This is a genomic window from Streptomyces sp. SCSIO 30461 (assembly GCF_037023745.1).
Lineage (GTDB): Bacteria > Actinomycetota > Actinomycetes > Streptomycetales > Streptomycetaceae > Streptomyces.
Window position 1 is genome coordinate 2,416,592 of sequence record NZ_CP146101.1, and the last position, 18,868, is coordinate 2,435,459.

The following is an 18,868-nucleotide window of genomic DNA, read 5'->3' on the forward strand; positions in this document are numbered from 1 at the left end:
CGACCCAGGAGCAGGCACCATGGCGACACACCTTGCAGGCCGCCACTTCCTCAAGGAGCTCGATTTCACCCCGGATGAGTTCCGCGGTCTCGTCGAGCTTGCCGCCGAGCTCAAGGCCGCCAAGCGGGCCGGTGTCGAGGTGCAGCGACTGCGCGGCAGGAACATCGCCCTGATCTTCGAGAAGACCTCGACCCGCACCCGCTGCGCCTTCGAGGTGGCCGCGGCGGACCAGGGTGCGTCCGCGACGTATCTCGACTCGTCCGGCTCCCAGCTGGGCCACAAGGAGTCGATCAAGGACACGGCCCGGGTGCTCGGTCGGATGTTCGACGGGATCGAGTATCGCGGGGACGGCCAGGCGGCCGTCGAGGAGCTCGCGGAGTACGCGGGGGTGCCGGTCTACAACGGCCTGACCGACGACTGGCACCCCACGCAGATGCTGGCCGACGTCCTGACCATGACCGAGCACTGCTCCAAGGGCGGCGGGGAGCCCATCGCCTTCGCCTATCTGGGCGATGCCCGCTTCAACATGGGCAACTCCTATCTGGTGACCGGCGCACTGCTCGGCATGGACGTCCGCATCGTCGCACCCCGGTCCTACTGGCCCGCCGACGAGGTCGTCACCCGGGCCCGCTCCCTCGCCGCCGCGAGCGGCGCGAAGGTCACTCTCACCGAGGACATCCCGGAGGGCGTCGCCGGAGTCGACTTCGTCGCCACCGACGTATGGGTCTCCATGGGGGAGCCGAAGGAGGTCTGGGATGAGCGCATCGCCGCCCTCGCCCCGTATGCGGTGACCATGGACGTGCTGCGCGCCACCGGCAATCCCGAGGTGAAGTTCCTGCACTGCCTGCCGGCCTTCCACGACCTGGGCACACAGGTCGCCCGCGAGATGTACGAGCGGCACGGTCTGGCCGAACTGGAGGTCACGGACGAGGTGTTCGAGTCGTCCCACTCGGTGGTGTTCGATCAAGCGGAGAACCGTATGCACACCATCAAGGCGGTGCTGGTGGCCACGCTCGCCGCGCCCGGCGAATGACCCGCGGCAATCCCGGCGTCTGATGCTCGCGCCGCCTCTGGCGCCTTCGCCGGGCTGTTTCCCGGCCCCGATGACGGCGGTGCGGAAGTAGTGGCCGCGCTGTCGCCGGGCCCCGTGGAAGGCTGCACGCCCGGCAGGGCTCGGTGGCCGGCTCGCGGTGCGGCTACGACCCGGTCGGCGGAGTGCGCGGCGACGGGACCGACGGTACGACCGGGGTCGCCGCGGGAGCGGTCGGGAGGGTGAACCAGACCGCCTTGCCCTGGGCGGTGCGGCGGTGGCCGCAGGCGGCGCTGAGGGTGCGGATGAGGAACAGGCCGCGGCCGTGCTCCTGCCAGGGGTCGGGCTCGCGCTCCGGGGCGGACAGGCCGCCGGGAGGTACGGGGTCGGGGTCGTGGACCTCGACCTGGCAGCCGGTGGAGCGGAGCTCCACGACCAGCTCGATGGGCTCGTCGCCGGAGGTGTGCTCCACCGCGTTGGCGACCAGCTCGGCGGTGAGGAGCTCGGCGGTGTCGCGGTCGGCCGGTGTGTCGGAGTCGCCGAGGAGAGAGCGGATCAGCGCACGCGCCAGCGGCACGGCGGCCGTCGAGTGCGGGAGGGCGAGCCGTCGGCAGACGGCGGCCGTGGTCTCCGCGGTGGCGGGGGCGTGACGCAAGGCAGGGGTCCGTTCGCAGTGCTCCGTACTGCTGATGCAGCAGTCAACATACGGAGGCCATACAAGAGCCTGTGACCCGTATGGGCGTTTTGCCCATGTCTCGTGCCTGAGCTGATACGGGACCTTTGCCGAGTTGCGACCATGTGACGGCATGTCGGGCCCTCCCCTATCGCGCAGTCATGACGGAAGTCACGCATGAGTGATAACTTCGACGGGCAGGCAACCGCCCGGCAGCCCCGAGGGAGGCCACCCCATGAGCCCCTTTGCCAGCTCAGCGCCACGCACAGAGGAATGGCACCATCTGCGGCTGACCAGGCAGGACGGGGTTGCCACCGTCACCCTCGACCGCCCGGAGAAGCTCAACGCGCTCACCTTCGGCGCCTACGCCGACCTGCGCGATCTGCTTGCCGAGCTCTCCCGGGAACGCTCCGTACGGGCCCTGGTGCTCGGCGGGGAGGGGCGGGGCTTCTGCTCCGGGGGCGATGTGGACGACATCATCGGCGCCACCCTCGCCATGGACACCGCACAGTTGCTCGACTTCAACCGGATGACCGGCCAGGTGGTCCGGGCTCTGCGCGAGTGCCCCTTCCCGGTGATCGCCGCCCTGCACGGCGTCGCCGCGGGCGCGGGAGCGGTCCTGGCGCTGGCAGCCGACTTCCGGGTGGCCGATCCGACGGCGCGGTTCTCCTTCCTCTTCACCAAGGTCGGTCTTTCCGGCGGTGACATGGGCGCCGCGTATCTGCTGCCACGCGTCGTCGGCCTCGGCCACGCCACCCGGCTGCTGATGCTGGGCGAGCCCGTCAGAGCAGTCGAAGCCGAGCGCATCGGCCTGATCAGCGACCTGACCGCGGAAGGCGAGGCGGACAAGGCCGCCGCGGCCCTCGCCCGCCGGCTCGCCGACGGACCCACCCTCGCCTACGCCCAGACGAAGGCGCTGCTGACCTCCGAGCTCGACATGCCGCTGGCCGCCGCGATCGAGCTGGACGCGGCGACACAGGCACTGCTGATGAACGGCGAGGACTACGCGGAGTTCCACGCCGCCTTCACCGAGAAGCGCGCCCCGAATTGGCGGGGGTGCTGAGCATGGGCACACCGGCCGGACCGCCCGGGCCCGCCGCACCGCTGCGGATCGCCGTCGTCGGCGGTGGACCCGGCGGGCTGTACGCGGCGGCGCTGCTCAAGCGGCTGGACCCGGCCCGGGAGATCACCGTCTGGGAACGCAACGCGCCCGACGACACTTTCGGGTTCGGCGTCGTCCTCTCCGATGAGACGCTCGGCGGCATCGAGCATGCCGATCCCGCCGTCTACCGCGCGCTCCAGGGCGAGTTCGTCCGCTGGGACGACATCGACATCGTCCACCGCGGCCGGACCCTCACCTCCGGTGGCCACGGCTTCGCCGCGCTCGGGCGGCGGCGGCTGCTGGAGATCCTGCACCAGCGCTGCACCTCACTCGGTGTACGGCTGCGCTTCCGGGCGGAGGCGCCGCCGGTGGCCGAGCTGACCGCGAGCCATGATCTGGTCATCGCCGCAGACGGTGTCAACAGCCTCACCCGCGCCGCGCACGCCGAGGTGTTCCGGCCCTCCATCACCCACCACCGCTGCCGCTACATCTGGCTCGCCGCCGACTTCGCCTTCGACGCCTTCCGTTTCGAGATCGCCGAGACGGAGCACGGAGTGATGCAGCTGCACGGCTACCCGTACGCGTCGGCCGAGTCGACCGTGATCGTGGAGATGCGCGAGGAGGTCTGGCGGGCCGCCGGGCTCGACGAGTGCGACGAGCAGCAGTCCGCCGAGCGCTGCGCCAAGATCTTCGCCGATGCACTCGGCGGACGTTCCCTGCGCGGGAACAAATCCGCCTGGATCGCCTTCCGTACGGTCGTCAACGAACACTGGTCGCACGGCAGCACGGTGCTGCTCGGGGACGCCGCGCACACCGCGCACTTCTCCATCGGGTCCGGTACCAAACTCGCCGTCGAGGACGCGCTCGCGCTCGCCGCCTGTATCGAGGAGCAGCCCGGCATCACGGAGGCGCTCGCGGCGTACGAGGCCGAACGCCGCCCGGTGGTGGAGTCGACCCAGCGCGCCGCGGCCGCCAGTCTGCGCTGGTTCGAAGAGCTGGGGACGTATCTCGACCAGCCTCCCCGCCAGTTCGCGTTCAACCTGCTCACCCGCAGCCGCCGTGTGACCCATGACAACCTGCGGCTGCGTGACTCCGGCTTCACCGAGTCCGTCGAACGGGACTTCGGCTGCCCGCCCGGCACCCCGCCGATGTTCACACCCCTGCGACTGCGCGGGCTCACCCTGCGCAACCGGGTGGTCGTCTCACCCATGGACATGTACTGCGCCGAGGACGGCATGCCCGGGGACTTCCATCTCGTGCACCTCGGCTCGCGGGCGCTCGGTGGCGCAGCGCTCGTGATGACCGAGATGGTCTGCGTCAGTGCCGAAGGACGCATCACCCCCGGCTGCACGGGCCTCTACACCGATGAGCAGGCCGCGGCCTGGCGCCGGATCACCGACTTCGTACATCACCGCTCACCCGGTACCGCCATCGGTGTGCAGCTCGGCCACTCCGGGCGCAAGGGCTCCACCCGTCTGATGTGGGAGGGCATCGACCAGCCGCTGCCCGACGCGAACTGGCCGCTGGTCGCCGCCTCACCGCTGCCCTACCGGCCGGGCGTCAACCAGACCCCGCACCAGCTGGACCAGGGCGGACTGGCCGCGATCCGCGACCGGTTCACCGAGGCCGCCCGGCGCGCCGCCGACAGCGGATTCGATCTGCTCGAACTCCACTGCGCCCACGGCTATCTGCTGTCCGGATTCCTCTCGCCGCTCACCAATCAGCGCACCGACGGCTACGGCGGCACGCTCGCCGGACGGCTGCGCTACCCGCTGGAGGTCTTCGACGCCGTACGCGCGGTCTGGCCCGACGACCGCCCGATGACGGTCCGCATCTCCGCCACCGACTGGGCCCCGGGCGGTACGACCGCCGAGGACGCCGTCGAGATCGCCCGCGCCTTCGCCGCGCACGGCGCCGACGCCATCGACGTCTCCACCGGGCAGGTCGTGCCCGATGAACGCCCCGAGTACGGACGCTCGTACCAGACCCCGTACGCCGACCGGATCCGCAACGCCCTGCGCGTCCCGGTCGTCGCCGTCGGCGCCATCTCCTCCTGGGACGACGTCAACTCCCTGCTGCTCGCAGGACGCGCGGACCTGTGCGCCCTGGCCCGGCCCCACCTCTACGACCCGCACTGGACCCTGCACGCCGCGGCGGACCAGAGCTACCAAGGGCCGGCGGCGCCCTGGCCGCTGCCGTACCGCGCCGGCAGCCGCAAACCGCCCACAGGGCGTACCGACGCGCCGAAACCGCGCCTCACCCTGCCGTCGTAGACCGCGCCTCACCCCGCCGTCGTGGACGGCGGCTCAGCCTGTGTCATGAACCGCGCACCGGCGTCCCTCAGCCGTTCGTGCAGACCCATGAACACCGCGGCCGAGCGGCCGCCGGGCCACTCGGCCGGCAGTAGCTCGTCGGGCAGCCCGGGGTCCGCGTAAGGCAGTCGGCGCCAGGAGTCCAGGGCCAGCAGGTAGTCCCGGTAGGCCGCGTCGGGCGGGGTGTCCAGCCGCGTCTCCCAAGCCCGCAGCACCGGGCCGTGGGCATCGAGGAACTCCTCGTGCTGCTTGGCGATCGCCGCCAGGTCCCACCAGCGGGCAGCGGCGTCGGCCGTCGCGGCGAAGCCCAGGTGCTCGGCCCGGAACAGATCGACATAAGGGGCGAGCCCGAGCCGCCGCAGCGTGTGCGCGGTCTCCTCCTGGAAGCGGGCGGGTGCGATCCAGACGCCCGGGGCGGCCGTGCCGAAGCCCAGTCTCGCCAGCCGGGAGCGCAGCAGATGCCGCTTGTGGCGTTCCGCTTCCGGTACGGAGAACACCGCCAGCACCCAGCCGTCGGCGAGCTTCGGCGCCGACGGGTCGTAGATGCGCCGGTCGCCGTCGTCCAGCAGCTGGCGCGCATCCGGCGAGAGGGCGTATCCGGCTGCCCCGCCGGCCGTGCGCTCGGCCACCAGCAGCCCGCGCCGCTTCAGCCGGGACACCGATGAGCGTACCGATGGCCCGTCCACGCCGACTGCCGCGAGCAGCCGGATCAGCTCGGCGACGGCGAGCGAGCCCGCTGTCTCGCGTCCGTACGCGCCGTACAGGGTGACGATCAGGGATCGGGGGGTGTGCTGTTCGGCCACGTGATCACTCTAGTTCCGACTGGCCCCGTCCGATGAAGCACGCCTACCGTCGCCGGAGTACCGCTTCCACCGGAGCACGGCTCACGGCGCCGGGTCCCGCAGCCGGAACCGCTGCAGTTTGCCGGTGGGGGTACGGGGCAGGGCGTCGAGGAAGACGATCACGCGTGGGCACTTGTACGGAGCCAGCCGGTCCCGGACGAAGTCGCGCAGTGCCGTCTCCATGCCGCCGCCGCTCTCAGCACCGTCGCGCAGCACCACGTATGCCGCCACGATGTGGCCGCGCAGCTCGTCGGGCCGCCCGACCACCGCCGCCTCCACCACGTCGGGGTGGTCCAGCAGAGTGTCCTCCACCTCGGGCCCGGCGATGTTGTATCCAGCCGAGATGATCATGTCGTCGGCGCGGGCGACATAGCGGAACCATCCGTCCGGCTCGCGGACGTACGTGTCTCCGGTGAGGTTCCAGCCGTCGCGCACGTACACCTGCTGGCGAGGATCGGACAGATAGCGGCAGCCGACCGGACCTCGCACCGCCAGCAGCCCCGGCTCGCCGTCCGGTACCGGCACACCCGTCCCGGCGTCCACGACCCGGGCCTCCCAGCCCGGCACCGGCAGCCCGGTCGTGCCGGGGCGGATGTCCCCGTCCGCCGCCGAGATGAAGATGTGCAGCAGTTCGGTGGCGCCGATGCCGTTGATGATCTGCAGACCCGTGCGTTCGTACCAGGACTGCCAGGTGGCCGCGGGCAGGTTCTCCCCGGCTGACACGCAGCGGCGCAGCGAGGACACGTCGTACCCGGCCAGCTCGTCCAGCATCACCCGGTACGCGGTCGGAGCCGTGAACAGCACGGACACCCGGTGCTCCGCGATGGCGGGAAGCAACTGCTTGGGACCTGCCTGCTCCAGCAGCAGTGCCGATGCCCCTGAGCGCATCGGGAAGATCACCAGGCCGCCGAGACCGAAGGTGAAGCCCAGCGGCGGACTGCCCGCGAAGACATCGTCGGGCGTGGGCCGCAGCACCTGCGCCGAGAAGGTGTCGGCGACCGCCAGCACATCCCGGTGGAAGTGCATGCACCCCTTCGGGCGCCCCGTCGTGCCGCTGGTGAAGGCGATCAGCGCCACGTCGTCGGCCGCGGTCGCGACGGCGGTGTACGTGTCCGGCATCCCGGCCGCCAGCCGCAGCAGGTCGTCCGGTGCGTCCCCGCCGTACGTGGCGATCCGCAGCCCCGGCACCTCCGCCTTCACCAGCTCGTCGACGCCGCGGACATCGCACAGCGCGTGCTCCACACGGGCGATCTCGCAGATGGTCGCGAGCTCTCTGGCCCGTTGCTGCGCGAGTACGGTGACGGCGACCGCGCCCGCCTTCATCACGGCCAGCCAGCAGGCGGCCAGCCAGGGCGTGGTCGGCCCGCGCAGCAGCACGCGGTTCCCGGGCACCACACCCAGCTCAGCCGTCAGCACCTGTGCGATCCGGTCCACCCGCGTGCGGAGGTCGGCGTAGGTCCAGACTGCGCCAGAGGCCCCGTCGCGGAAGACGGGCCGGTCGCCTCCGTACCGGTCGATCGTCGCGTCGAGCAGCTCCGCACCGCAGTTGAGCCGCGCCGGATACTGCGGCCCGGGCGCTTCGGGCGGGTCGTCCGACCCGTCCGTCCGGTGCGGTCCGGGTGCGTCCAGCAGCAGCCGGGGCCACTGCTCCGCGGGCGGCAGATGGTCGCGCGCGAAGGTGTCGAGGTGGGCCGAGGGTGACAGCTCCATGTTCGCCCCTTGTCGTGGTGGGGTCGCGCATCGAGCGTAGCGTGTGGGTGACGACAGTCAACAGTCCGCGATACTGTGCTTTCCCCGGGGACGGGCCGCACGGTGCGGCGCGGTCGTACCGGGCTCTGGGCCAAGGCCGCAGGAAGTAGGCGATCGGATGTCCGCATTCTCGCTCGATCCGGCACAGCGTGCTTGGTGCGCCGAGCTGCGCACACTCGCAGCGGAGCGGCTGCGGCCGCTCGCCGAGCAGGGGGAGCCGGGACGGGTCAACCGCCCGCTGATCGCCGCACTCGGCGAACTTGGCCTGCTGAAGCGACTGTTCAGCGACGCGGGTGCGCTCGACCTGTGCCTGCTGAGGGAGTCACTGGCACATGGCTGCACGGAGGCCGAGACCGCCCTTGCGCTCCAGGGGCTCGGCAGCTATCCGGTACTCCAGACGGGCACACCGGCTCAGCGTGAGCGCGTTCTGCCCGAGGTCGTCGCGGGCCGCGCGGTGGCGGCCTTCGCGCTGAGCGAGCCCGATGCCGGCTCCGACGCCGCGGCACTCGCCCTCGAAGCAGCGCCGGACGGGAACGGCTGGCGCCTCACAGGGGAGAAGCGCTGGATCTCCAACGCCCCCGAGGCGGATTTCTGCACCGTCTTCGCCCGAACGGGTGAGGCGCCCGGAGCGCGCGGCATCAGCGCCTTCCTCGTGCCCGCCGACCGGCCCGGGTTCAGCGGCAGCGCGCTGGAGATGCTCTCCCCGCACCCCATCGGCGCCCTGCGCTTCGACGGCGTACCCGTCAGCCGCGACGACCTGCTCGGAGAACCGGGCGGCGGTTTCCGGGTCGCCATGAACACCCTCAACCTCTTCCGGCCCAGCGTCGGGGCCTTCGCCGTCGGCATGGCCCAGGCGGCGCTCGACACCACCCTCGAACACACCGCGCACCGCACGGCTTTCGGCGGCCCGCTCAAGGATCTCCAGGCCGTGTCCCATCAGGCCGCCGAGATGGCCACCCGGACGGAGGCGGCCCGGTTGCTGGTGTACGCGGCGGCCTGCGCGTACGACTCCGGCGCCGCGGATGTCCCGCAGCGCTCGGCGATGGCGAAACTGTTCGCCACCGAGACCGCGCAATACGTCGTGGACACGGCGGTCCAGTTGCACGGCGCACGCGCGCTCCAGCGCGGTCATCTGCTGGAGCATCTCTACCGGGAGGTCCGCGCACCGCGGATCTACGAGGGCGCGAGCGAGGTCCAGCGCGGCATCATCGCGAAGGAGCTGTACCGGCGCAGCCCCGGTGAGCCGTAGCGAAGAGGGGCGCGGAGAAGAGGGGAGCGTGGTAGCGGTGACCTGTAGAAGAGTCATACCGATGATGACGACGAAGGGCACTCGATGAGTCTCGAACGCATCAACCCGCCCGGTCTCTCCCCGGCCACCGGCTTCTCGCACGCCGTCGCCGCGACCGGTTCCCGGGTGGTGTACCTCGCCGGTCAGACGGCCCTCGACGCCGATGGCAGGATCACCGGCGCCGGGATCACCGAGCAGTTCGAGACGGCCCTGGCCAACCTGCTCGCCGCCCTGGCCGCCACCGGTGGCACACCGCACGATCTTGCCCGGGTCACCGTCTATGTCACCGACGTGGCCGACTACCGCGCCCACGCGTCCGAACTCGGCCAGGTCTGGCACCGGTTGGCCGGGCGGGACTACCCGGCCATGGCGGTGATCGGGATCGTGCGGCTCTGGGACGAGGAGGCGCTGGTGGAGATCGACGGGATCGCGGTGCTGCCGTAGTCCGGTGGCGCGCCCCGTCCCGGGTGCCGTGTCGGGCTCAGGCTTCGAGCAGTGAGCCCATCCACTCCTCCACAGCGTCCGGTGTGCGCGGCAGCGCACCCGACATCAGCCTGGCCCCTTCCGCCGTGACGACCAGGTCGTCCTCGATGCGTACGCCGATACCGCGCAGTTCGGCGGGCAGGGTCTCGTCGTCCGGCTGGAAGCAGAGTCCGGGCTCGACCGTGAGCACCTGCCCCTCCGCCAGGAGTCCGTCGGGATAGGCCGAGGCGCGCGCCGACGCGCAGTCGTGCACATCGAGCCCGAGCATATGGCCGCTGCCGCACAGCGTGTAGCGGCGGTGCAGATCGCCGTCGGAGTGCTTGAGCACGCCCCATTCCGCGAGGCCGTCGGCGATCACCCGCATACAGGCGCCGTGGAAGTCACGGAACCGCGAACCGGATCTGAGCGCGGCGATGCCCGCCCGGGGAAGAGTGCGGAGAGCCGCTCCCGCCGTGCCGGGGTGACGTCATGGGCGGGTACCCGAGCATCCACGGGCAACGGGCTCGGCGCCCATCCCGTACGCATGAGAGCGACGAACTCGGGTGACACCGCGAGATCGTGACTGCCCGTCGCCGGGCCGAAGCGGGTGCCGGCGGGGACGCCGGTGCGGGTATTCGGGGCCGGGGGCGCCGGGGCGGGGGACGTTCTCGGACATACGGGCTCCCTGGAAACAGAGTCGCACTGAGGCCTTGTCAGTGCAATTTCACATTACTATGTTACGGGTCACATCGCGCCGTCCGGTTCGGCCAATCCCCTTCCACGCCACGGCGGTTCGCGGTGACCGCACTGCCGCACGCCCCATCACCTCCCACATCAGGAGCTCTCGGTGTCAAAGCCAAGATCCGTGCTGCCCATATCCGTGCCCGCGGCCCTGCGCGGGCCACTGCTCACCGGCGCCGTCGCCGGTGGCCTCGCCATCACTCTGCTGGCGCCCACCGTCCCGACCGCCGCCGCGACCCAGCTCGGTCACCCGGCGGCGGCGCGTCCCGCTCCTGCCCCGGCGCCCACCCGCGCCCCGAACCCCCATGACGAGGTCGAACGCCTGGTCGAAGCACCCAAGCGCTCCGTGGCGCCCGCCTCCGCGCCCGGCGAGCTCGCCGATGGGCGCGTCCCGGGACGGCAAGGCATGGGGAGCGGAGTGAGGTCCCGTGCGGCGACGGCCCGCACCGCCGCCGGGGTGCCCTGCACGCTCGACGGCGTCACCGGGCTGAACCCCCAGCAGTTCGCCGATTTCCTGGCCGATCCCGCCGTCACGGCCGACGGCTGCCTCCGCGACCTCGTCTGGACCTGGGACGCCCGACTGGTGCCTGTCATGTCCGACGCCCATGTCCAGACCGTCGGCCGCCGGATCTCCTGGCTCGCCGCCCGCCACGACGGCCGCAACGGCACGCATCTGCTGGAGATGTTCACCTACCTCCACGCGGTCGCCTACCACGACTTCTCGCGTCCCGAGATCGACATCACCGACATCCCGACCACCGAGGTCCTGCGGCGTGCCGTCAACGACTTCGGCACCGCGTCCCGCACCTTCCAGGTCACCCGCACCAATGCCGAGACCCTGCGCGAAGCGCTGTACGCGGGCAGTGCACCGGGGCTGCGGCACAGCCAGCTCGGGCTGGTCAAGAAGGTTCTGGCGACGATGGACAAGTACCACAAGGGGCAGTACGACGACCCCTCATGGGGTGGTGCGGCGCTGGCCGCGCTCTCCGTGAACTACCTGGGTGTCTACCCCGGGAACAACGACACCGCGTTCCACAACGTCGTCATGCAGAACGCCTCCTACCGGGCCGCCTTCCGCGCCTTCGCCGACTACACCCATCTCAAGGGCACCCCCAATGAGTGGGTCGTACGCGACGCGCTCAGCGAGTACGGACGCTTCGGTCAGGTGGCGGCGCTCAAGGAGCGGATCGTGCCCGACCTCGGCTCGCTGCTCCCGGTCGCAGAGTCCAACTTCGGCAAGGGCGGCCGCCCTTGGGCGGCACTCGTCGGCTGGCTGGGCTTCTACCAGGCCTGCAAACCGTATGGGGTGTGCAAGGAGGACATCGAGCGGCGGATCTTCCCGAACACCTTCAGCTACGACAACGGCGCCATCAAGGTCCGCACCGCGCTCGACCGGGCGACCGTCGACCAGCTCTACTACGCGAGCAAGCAGGTGAAGGCGCAGTTCCACCGGGTGCTCGGCACCGAGCAGCCGCTCGCGGGCGACACCAACACCTCGCTCAACATCGTGTTGTACGCCTCGCGTTCCGACTACGAGGTCCACCACCCGATCCTCACCGGAATGGGCACCGAGAACGGCGGCATCTACATCGAGCGCGGCGCCACCTTCTACACGTACCAGCGCCGGGTGCCGCAGGACTCCTCGCTCACCCTCGAGGAGCTCTTCCGGCACGAGTACACGCACTACCTCAACGGCCGTTGGGCGGTTCCCGGCTACTTCGGTGAAGGTGATTGGTACAGCGGCGACCGCACCACCGCGATGGACGAGGGCACGGCGGAGTTCTTCGACGGGGCGACCCGCGACAACGGCATCGCGGTCCGCAAGTCCCTTGTGCAGGGCGTCATCGACGACACGGCGTCCGGTGGTCCGCGAATGAGCGTGAACCAGCTGCTGCACGCCACCTACGACGGCGACGGCTTCCGCTTCTACGACTACGCGGGGACGTTCTTCGAGTTCCTGTGGACCGAACGCCCCTCGCTGCTGCGGGAGATGTACGGGTATCTGCGGAGGAACGATGTCGCAGGGTTTGACTCCTGGCGCAGCCGCCTCGGTGGCGACCCCGCCGTCCAGCGGGCGTACGACGCCTTCCTGGACGCGCAGATCGCCAAGGTGGACGACCTGTTCGTGCCCGACACCTCGTACATCACCAACGACCGGCTCGCCCAGACCTCGGCGGAGGCGGTCCGCACGGCCCTCGCCACCGCCATGTACGGAGACCCGGCCTGTACCGAGAACGGCGACCCGGGCAAGCGGCGCTTCACCTGCACGGGCCGGATCACCGCCAATCTCTCCGACGCGGGCAACCCGGACCTGGTGTTCAAGGACATGTCCGAGACGGTCGACTACTTCATCCTCGACCGCTCGGCGCCGGCTTCGCCCAACCTCGCCGATATGAACTGCTCCTTCGGACCGGTGGAGATCTGGTCCAACGGGCGTGCCGGTACCTCGGCCTACCAGTGTGAAGGGCCGCTGCGCAGCTGAGTGTTGGTCGGCGGCATCTCTTCCTCGCGCGCATGACATGTGACATATTACTGTCGTGTCCAATGCCCAGTCCCATGGCCTCCTGGACGCCGTCATCATCGGTGCCGGTGTCGTCGGCGCGGCCTGCGCGTACTACGCCGGCCGCGCCGGTCTGGCCGTCGCTGTGGTCGACCGCGGATCGGTCGCGGGCGGCACCACCGGTGCGGGGGAAGGGAACCTCCTGGTGTCCGACAAGGAGGTGGGACCGGAACTCGATCTCGCGCTGCTGTCCGTCAGGCTCTGGCGTGAACTGGCCGAGGTCCTCCCGCCGGACACCGAGTACGAACCCAAGGGCGGTCTCGTCGTGGCTCCCGACGAGACCGCCCTCGGCGCATTGCGTGCCTTCGCCGAACGGCAGCGAGGTGCCGGTGTGACCGCGTGCGAAGTCCCCGCCGACCGGCTCCACGAGCTGGAACCGCATCTCGCACCCGGACTCGCGGGCGGCTTCCACTACCCCCAGGACGCGCAGATCCAGCCCGCCAGGGCGGCGGCCCGGCTGCTCGCCGCGGCACGTGAACACGGCGCTGTCATCAGGCTGGGCGAGGAAGTCACCGGAGTGCTCACCGCACCCGACGGCGCCGTCCGGGGGGTACGCACCGCCCGCGGCGGGCTGCTCGCCCCCGCCGTCGTCAACGCCGCGGGCACCTGGGGCGGAGCCGTCGCCAGGATCGCGGGCACCGAGCTGCCCGTACTGCCCCGGCGGGGCTTCGTCCTGGTGACCGAACCACTGCCACGCGTCGTACGCCACAAGGTGTACGCCGCCGACTACATCGCCGATGTCGCCAGCGGCTCAGCGGCTCTCCAGTCCTCCGCTGTCGTCGAGGGCACCCCGGCGGGACCGGTCCTGATCGGCGCGACCCGTGAACGGGTGGGCTTCGACCGGAGCCTGTCCCGAGAAGCACTGCGCCGACTCGCCGGACAGGCGCGGGAGTTGTTTCCCGTACTCGCGGACCTTCGGGTGCTGCGGGCCTACCACGGCTTCCGGCCCTATCTCCCCGACCATCTACCGGTCATCGGACCCGACCCGCGGGTGCCCGGCCTGCTGCACGCCTGCGGACATGAGGGTGCCGGCATCGGACTGGCGCCCGCCACCGGGCTGCTGATCGCCGGCGTCTTGGGAGGCGGACAACAGGAACTGGATCTCAAGCCGTTCCGGCCGGACCGGTTCAGCGAACGGGCTGCGCCCGGCTCCCGCCGACCCGGCCACCCCGACGACCCCGGCCACCCCGGCGACCCCATCAGTCCGGATCGGCCGGATCGTCCCGACGACGAGAGAGGAGCGGCGCTGTGACCAGAACCCCGGCGTCCCTGGTGCGGGCGGAACCCGGCGCCCCGTACGAGATCACCTTCGACGGACGCTCCGTCCGAGCGCTTCCCGGGCAGACCGTCGCGGCGGCGCTCTGGGCCGCGGGCATTCTCTCCTGGCGTACCACCCGTGTGAACGGCGCGGCGCGCGGGGTCTTCTGCGGCATCGGCGCCTGCTACGACTGCCTCGCCACCGTCAACGGCCGCCCCAACCAACGGGCATGCCTGGTGCCCGCGCGCCCGGGCGACGCGATCACCACACAGGAGGGCACCGGCCATGACGACCTCGCCGTGTGACGCCGGAGGTCCATACGAGTCGGCGGTCGTCGGCGCGGGGCCCGCAGGTCTGGCGGCGGCTGTCACAGCCGCCGAGCTGGGACTGCGAGTGGCGCTGCTCGACGCGGGAGAGCGGCCGGGAGGGCAGTTCTACCGTCAGCCCGCAGCCGCACTCGGAGCCGGACGCCCGGAGGCACTGCATCACGGCTGGAGCGCCTACGCCGATCTGGAACGCAGGCTGCGCGCGCTGCGGGAAGCGGGCCGCATCCGGTACTTCCCCGCCCATCACGTCTGGACGGTGGTCCCCGAGGGCGCCGGCGGGGACGGCGGTATGCCTGGCTGGCGGCTCCACGCCCTGGCGGGTACCCGTGTGGAGGAGGAGCGGCCCGTCCTGATCCACGCTCGTGCCGTACTTCTGGCCACCGGAGCCTATGAGCGTCACCTTCCCTTCCCCGGCTGGACCCTGCCGGGAGTGATCGGCGCCGGAGCCGCGCAGGCCATGCTCAAGTCGGGTCTGGTGCTCCCCGGTCGGCGCGTCGTCGTCGCGGGCAGCGGGCCACTGCTGCTCGCCGTCGCCGGATCGCTCACGGCGGCCGGGGCCAAGGTCCCCGTAGTCGCCGAGGCGTCGTGCTACGCCGCCTATGCCCGCCGATGGCCCACACTGCTGCGGGTCCCCGGGAAGCTCGCCGAAGCGGCGGTTCACGCGAGTGCCCTGCTGAGACGGGGTGTGCGGGTGCTCAACCGGCACGCCGTCATCGCGGCCCACGGCGCCGAGCGGGTCGAGGCCGTCACGCTGGCGAGGCTCGACCGCGGCTGGCGTCCGGTGCCGGGCAGCGACCGGCGTGTTCGCTGTGACGCGGTTGCCGTCGGGCACGGTCTCGTGCCGCAACTCGAACTCGCCATGGAACTCGGCTGCGCCACCCGCCCCACTCCCGACGGCGGTGTGGCGCTGCGTGTGGACGGTGGACAACGCACCTCGGTGGCGGGGGTGTGGGCGGCGGGCGAGACCGGTGGCATCGGCGGAGTCGAACTCGCCCTGGTGGAAGGAGAATTGGCGGGACGCTCGATCGCAAGTGACCTGCACGGCACTCCCGATGGCCCCCGGCGGGACATCGCGCGGGCGGCCGTACGCCGTGCCCGGCTGAGGGCCTTCGCGGATCTGATGGCCGCCGCTCACCGTCCGGGCCCCGGCTGGACCGGGTGGCTCACCGACGCCACCGCGGTGTGCCGTTGCGAGGAGGTCCCGGTCGGGTTGATCAAGGAGGCGGTCGGCGGGCTCGGAGCGCATGACACCCGGACGGTGAAGCTGCTCACGCGCGCCGGGATGGGCTGGTGCCAGGGGCGCATGTGTGGCCCTGCCGTGGCCTGTCTGACCGGTTCCGGCCTGGCGGCGGAGCCCGGTGCGCACCGGCGCCCGCTGTCGTGTCCGGTCCCGCTGGGCCATCTCGCCGAGCCACCGGATCCACCCTGACGCACGCCGGTGTACGCGTAGCACCCGCACCCGTATCGACCTGAGCGAATCCGCTGACACCGACAACCGCCCACCTATGCAATGTCACACCGTACAAGAGGAGTTGGATATGGCACTCGCACCTCGTACCCGCCCCTGGCACGGAATCATGGTCGCCACCGCCCTTCCGCTGCGCGACGACCTCTCCATCGACTACGACGCCTACGCAGACCATGTGGCCTGGCTGATAGCCAACGGCTGCGACGGGGTCGTACCCAACGGTTCCCTCGGCGAGTACCAGACCCTCACCGACGACGAACGCGCCCGTGTGGTCCGTACCGCCATCGACGCGTCCGGAGATGGAAGCCGTGTGATGCCGGGGGTCGCCGCCTACGGCAGCGCCGAGTCGCGCCGCTGGGCCGACCAGGCGGCCGAAGCCGGCGCCGGTTCCGTGCTGCTGCTGCCGCCCAACGCCTACCGCGCGGACGAGGCGACGGTGCTGGCGCACTACGCCGAGGTCGCGCGCTCAGGAGTGCCCGTCGTCGCGTACAACAACCCCCACGACACCAAGGTCGATCTCACCCCCGGACTGCTCTCCCGGCTTCACACCCAGCAGAGCATCGTCGCCGTGAAGGAGTTCAGCGGCGATGTGCGGCGTGTTTACGAGATCGCCGAACTCGCACCCGGGCTCGACCTGCTGATCGGTGCGGACGACGTGCTGCTCGAACTGGCCGTGGCCGGTGCGGTCGGCTGGATCGCGGGATACCCCAACGCGCTGCCCCGGGTGTGTGCGGACCTTTACCACGCCGCCGTCGGCGGGGACCTGGAAGTGGCGCTACCGCTCTACAAGTCCCTGCATTCACTGCTGCGCTGGGATTCCAAGACCGAGTTCGTGCAGGCGATCAAGCTTTCCATGGACCTCGCAGGGCGCCCCGGGGGCCCGACCCGTCCGCCGCGCCGCTCCCTCGACCCGGAGCAGGACACGGCCGTGCGGGCGGCCACCGAGAAGGCGCTCGCCGAAGGCCACCGCTGATCGGTCGGCCGGCTGGACCGACGACCTGCCGATGCCCGCAGCTGTACCGAGGAGAAGAAGGGACCGTATGCGCACCCGCCATGTCTTCCACGCCGTCGACTCGCACACCGAGGGCATGCCCACCCGGGTCGTCACCGCCGGTGCCGGGGTGATCCCGGGTGCCACCATGGCCGAGCGGCGGACGTACTTCACGGAGCACCTCGATCACATCCGCACCCTGCTCATGTACGAACCGCGCGGCCACTCCGCGATGAGCGGCGCGATCCTCCAGCCCCCCACCCGGCCGGACGCCGACTACGGTGTGCTGTTCATCGAGGTGTCCGGGGTGCTTCCGATGTGCGGACACGGCACCATCGGTGTCGCCACCGTCCTGGTGGAGACGGGAATGGTGCCCGTCAGCGAGCCGGTCACCACCGTCCGCCTCGACACTCCCGCCGGACTGGTGACGGCGGATGTGCGGGTGGAGGGCGGGGCGGCCCGGTCGGTCACGCTCACCAACGTGCCCGCGTTCTGCCTCGCCCTCGACCGCAAGGCCGAGGTGCCCGGCCACGGCTCGATCACCTACGACATGGCGTACGGCGGCAACTTCTACGCCATTGTCGCCCTGGACGCCCTCGGGCTCCCCTTCGACCGCGCCCACAAGGACGAGTTGCTGGCCGCCGCACTCGCCGTCATGGACGCCGTCAACGCCACCGACCGCCCCGTCCACCCCGAGAACCCACTCATCGCCGGGGTCAAGCACGTCTATCTCGCCGCCCCCGGCTCCGACGCCGTACGGTCCCGGCACGCCATGGGCATCCATCCGGGCTGGTTCGACCGCTCCCCGTGCGGCACGGGCACCAGCGCCCGGATGGCTCAGCTCCACGCCAGGGGTGAGCTGCCCGTCGGCCGTGACTTCGTCAACGAGTCCTTCATCGGAACGGAGTTCACCGGCCGGCTGGTCGGGGAGACCACCGTCGGCGCACTGCCCGCCGTGGTACCCACCATCACAGGCCGGGCCTGGATCACCGGCACGGCCCAGTACTTCCTCGACCCGTCCGATCCGTTCCCCGGGGGCTTCCTCCTGTGACAGCCACGACAGCGACGCCGGCCGTGACAGCGATGCGTGCCGGACAGCAGTGCAGGCCATGGCAGGGCCCCGCCGAGCAAACGTCACATTGTACTCTGGCTCTTCGCGGATTCACGGAGGCATGCCATGGGCGACCCAAAGCAGTTCACCCTGATCACGGCCCAGGCGCGGCTGCGTGACCAGGTCGCCCACGCACTACGTGCCGCTCTTGTGGCAGGCGAGCTCCGGCCCGGCCATGTGTACTCCGCTCCCGGGCTCGCGGCCGATTTCGGCACCTCCGCCACACCCGTGCGCGAGGCCATGCTCGACCTCGCGCGCGAGGGCCTGGTCGAACCGGTCCGCAACAAGGGATTCCGGATCACCGAGGTGAGCGAGCGGGACCTCGACCAGTACACCGAGCTGCGTGCGCTGATCGAGGTGCCGACCATCGGAAAGGTCACCGACATCGCGACGGTGGAGCAGCTCGAAGAGCTGCGGCCGGTGGCCGATGAGATCGTGACGCGTGCGCGGGAACACGATCTCATCGGGTATCTGGACGCGGACCGCCGCTTCCACCTCGGCCTGCTCTCCCTCGCGGGGAACGAGCGACTGGTCGAGACGGTCGGAGACCTCCGCAAGCGTTCCCGGCTGTACGGGCTGACCAGGCTGGACGAGCGCGGTCAGCTGGTCGCGTCGGCGGAGGAGCACGTGGAACTGCTCGATCTGATGCGCGCCGGTGACGCGGTGGGAGCGCAGGAGTGCATGGCCCGCCACCTCGGGCATGTCCGCTCCCTCTGGGCCCAGGCCCGGGACGAACCGGTGGAACCCCGGCCGCGGCACCTCCGCGGCAGCCGCTGACCCGATCCCGGCGATCACAGGCGCTCCACCCGCGAAGACGTCGGCAAGACAGCCGCCGACTCGCGGCGGCCCTTGCCGCGGCCTACGGTCGAAGTGACAGGCGCGGGGGCATCCACCGGCTCCCGGCCTCTCACCGGTAGTCGGCCGGGAGCCACCGGCCCCGCCCGCCGACCCCGGC

Annotated in this window: 15 protein-coding genes and 1 pseudogene; 12 read left to right on the forward strand and 4 right to left on the reverse strand. The window is 71.1% G+C overall.

Annotated features, from left to right (window positions below; genetic code table 11):
• Positions 1-19: 19 nt before the first annotated feature.
• Positions 20-1,033 (forward strand): ornithine carbamoyltransferase, encoded by a 1,014-nt coding sequence (gene argF / locus V1460_RS10800; protein WP_338673534.1) that lies wholly within the window; start codon positions 20-22, stop codon positions 1,031-1,033.
• Between the two features lie 163 nt (positions 1,034-1,196).
• Here argF and V1460_RS10805 read toward each other — a convergent pair whose 3' ends face one another.
• On the reverse strand, positions 1,197-1,685 hold the full coding sequence (locus V1460_RS10805) for an ATP-binding protein (RefSeq protein ID WP_338673535.1): 489 nt from the start codon (positions 1,683-1,685) through the stop codon (positions 1,197-1,199).
• Positions 1,686-1,938: 253 nt separating this feature from the next.
• On the opposite strand from V1460_RS10805, the gene V1460_RS10810 reads away from it, so the two are divergent.
• On the forward strand, positions 1,939-2,766 hold the full coding sequence (locus tag V1460_RS10810; RefSeq protein ID WP_338673536.1) for an enoyl-CoA hydratase family protein: 828 nt from the start codon (positions 1,939-1,941) through the stop codon (positions 2,764-2,766).
• Between the two features lie 2 nt (positions 2,767-2,768).
• Positions 2,769-5,078 carry a bifunctional salicylyl-CoA 5-hydroxylase/oxidoreductase gene (locus V1460_RS10815; protein WP_338673537.1) on the forward strand — a complete coding sequence of 770 codons (2,310 nt, stop codon included), beginning with the start codon at positions 2,769-2,771 and terminating at the stop codon, positions 5,076-5,078.
• Between the two features lie 8 nt (positions 5,079-5,086).
• On the opposite strand, the gene V1460_RS10820 is transcribed toward V1460_RS10815, so the two are convergent.
• Both V1460_RS10820 and V1460_RS10825 read right to left on the reverse strand, forming a co-directional pair.
• Positions 5,087-5,920, reverse strand: coding sequence for a PaaX family transcriptional regulator C-terminal domain-containing protein (locus V1460_RS10820; protein WP_338673538.1), 834 nt, complete (start codon positions 5,918-5,920; stop codon positions 5,087-5,089).
• A gap of 81 nt (positions 5,921-6,001) precedes the next feature.
• Positions 6,002-7,669: an AMP-binding protein gene (locus tag V1460_RS10825; protein ID WP_338673539.1), complete on the reverse strand. Its 1,668-nt coding sequence runs from the start codon at positions 7,667-7,669 to the stop codon at positions 6,002-6,004.
• Between the two features lie 157 nt (positions 7,670-7,826).
• Here V1460_RS10825 and V1460_RS10830 point away from each other — a divergent pair, with 157 nt between their 5' ends.
• Both V1460_RS10830 and V1460_RS10835 read left to right on the forward strand, forming a co-directional pair.
• Positions 7,827-8,957, forward strand: a complete 1,131-nt coding sequence (locus V1460_RS10830; RefSeq protein ID WP_338673540.1) for an acyl-CoA dehydrogenase family protein — start codon at positions 7,827-7,829, stop codon at positions 8,955-8,957.
• Between the two features lie 84 nt (positions 8,958-9,041).
• Positions 9,042-9,440, forward strand: coding sequence for a RidA family protein (locus tag V1460_RS10835; protein WP_338673541.1), 399 nt, complete (start codon positions 9,042-9,044; stop codon positions 9,438-9,440).
• Positions 9,441-9,477: 37 nt separating this feature from the next.
• Here V1460_RS10835 and V1460_RS10840 read toward each other — a convergent pair.
• Positions 9,478-9,903, reverse strand: a pseudogene (locus V1460_RS10840) (M24 family metallopeptidase); the annotation flags it as partial.
• Positions 9,904-10,305: 402 nt separating this feature from the next.
• Between V1460_RS10840 and V1460_RS10845 the strand changes: the two are divergent.
• The 7 genes from V1460_RS10845 to V1460_RS10875 all read left to right on the forward strand — a co-directional run bounded on the left by V1460_RS10845 (position 10,306) and on the right by V1460_RS10875 (position 18,690).
• Complete coding sequence (locus tag V1460_RS10845) at positions 10,306-12,681, forward strand: collagenase (protein WP_338673542.1); 2,376 nt, start codon at positions 10,306-10,308, stop codon at positions 12,679-12,681.
• A gap of 55 nt (positions 12,682-12,736) precedes the next feature.
• A complete protein-coding gene (locus V1460_RS10850; RefSeq protein WP_338673543.1) occupies positions 12,737-14,011 on the forward strand; it encodes an FAD-dependent oxidoreductase in 1,275 nt (424 codons plus the stop codon).
• Positions 14,008-14,322, forward strand: a complete 315-nt coding sequence (locus tag V1460_RS10855) for a (2Fe-2S)-binding protein (protein ID WP_338673544.1) — start codon at positions 14,008-14,010, stop codon at positions 14,320-14,322. The genes V1460_RS10850 and V1460_RS10855 overlap by 4 nt, the downstream gene beginning before the upstream one ends.
• Positions 14,303-15,772: an NAD(P)/FAD-dependent oxidoreductase gene (locus V1460_RS10860; RefSeq protein WP_338673545.1), complete on the forward strand. Its 1,470-nt coding sequence runs from the start codon at positions 14,303-14,305 to the stop codon at positions 15,770-15,772. The genes V1460_RS10855 and V1460_RS10860 overlap by 20 nt, the downstream gene beginning before the upstream one ends.
• Positions 15,773-15,881: 109 nt before the next feature.
• A complete protein-coding gene (locus V1460_RS10865; protein ID WP_338673546.1) occupies positions 15,882-16,784 on the forward strand; it encodes a dihydrodipicolinate synthase family protein in 903 nt (300 codons plus the stop codon).
• Between the two features lie 67 nt (positions 16,785-16,851).
• Positions 16,852-17,853 (forward strand): proline racemase family protein, encoded by a 1,002-nt coding sequence (locus tag V1460_RS10870; protein WP_338673547.1) that lies wholly within the window; start codon positions 16,852-16,854, stop codon positions 17,851-17,853.
• 126 nt (positions 17,854-17,979) lie between these two features.
• Positions 17,980-18,690: a GntR family transcriptional regulator gene (locus V1460_RS10875; protein ID WP_338673548.1), complete on the forward strand. Its 711-nt coding sequence runs from the start codon at positions 17,980-17,982 to the stop codon at positions 18,688-18,690.
• Positions 18,691-18,868 lie beyond the last annotated feature (178 nt).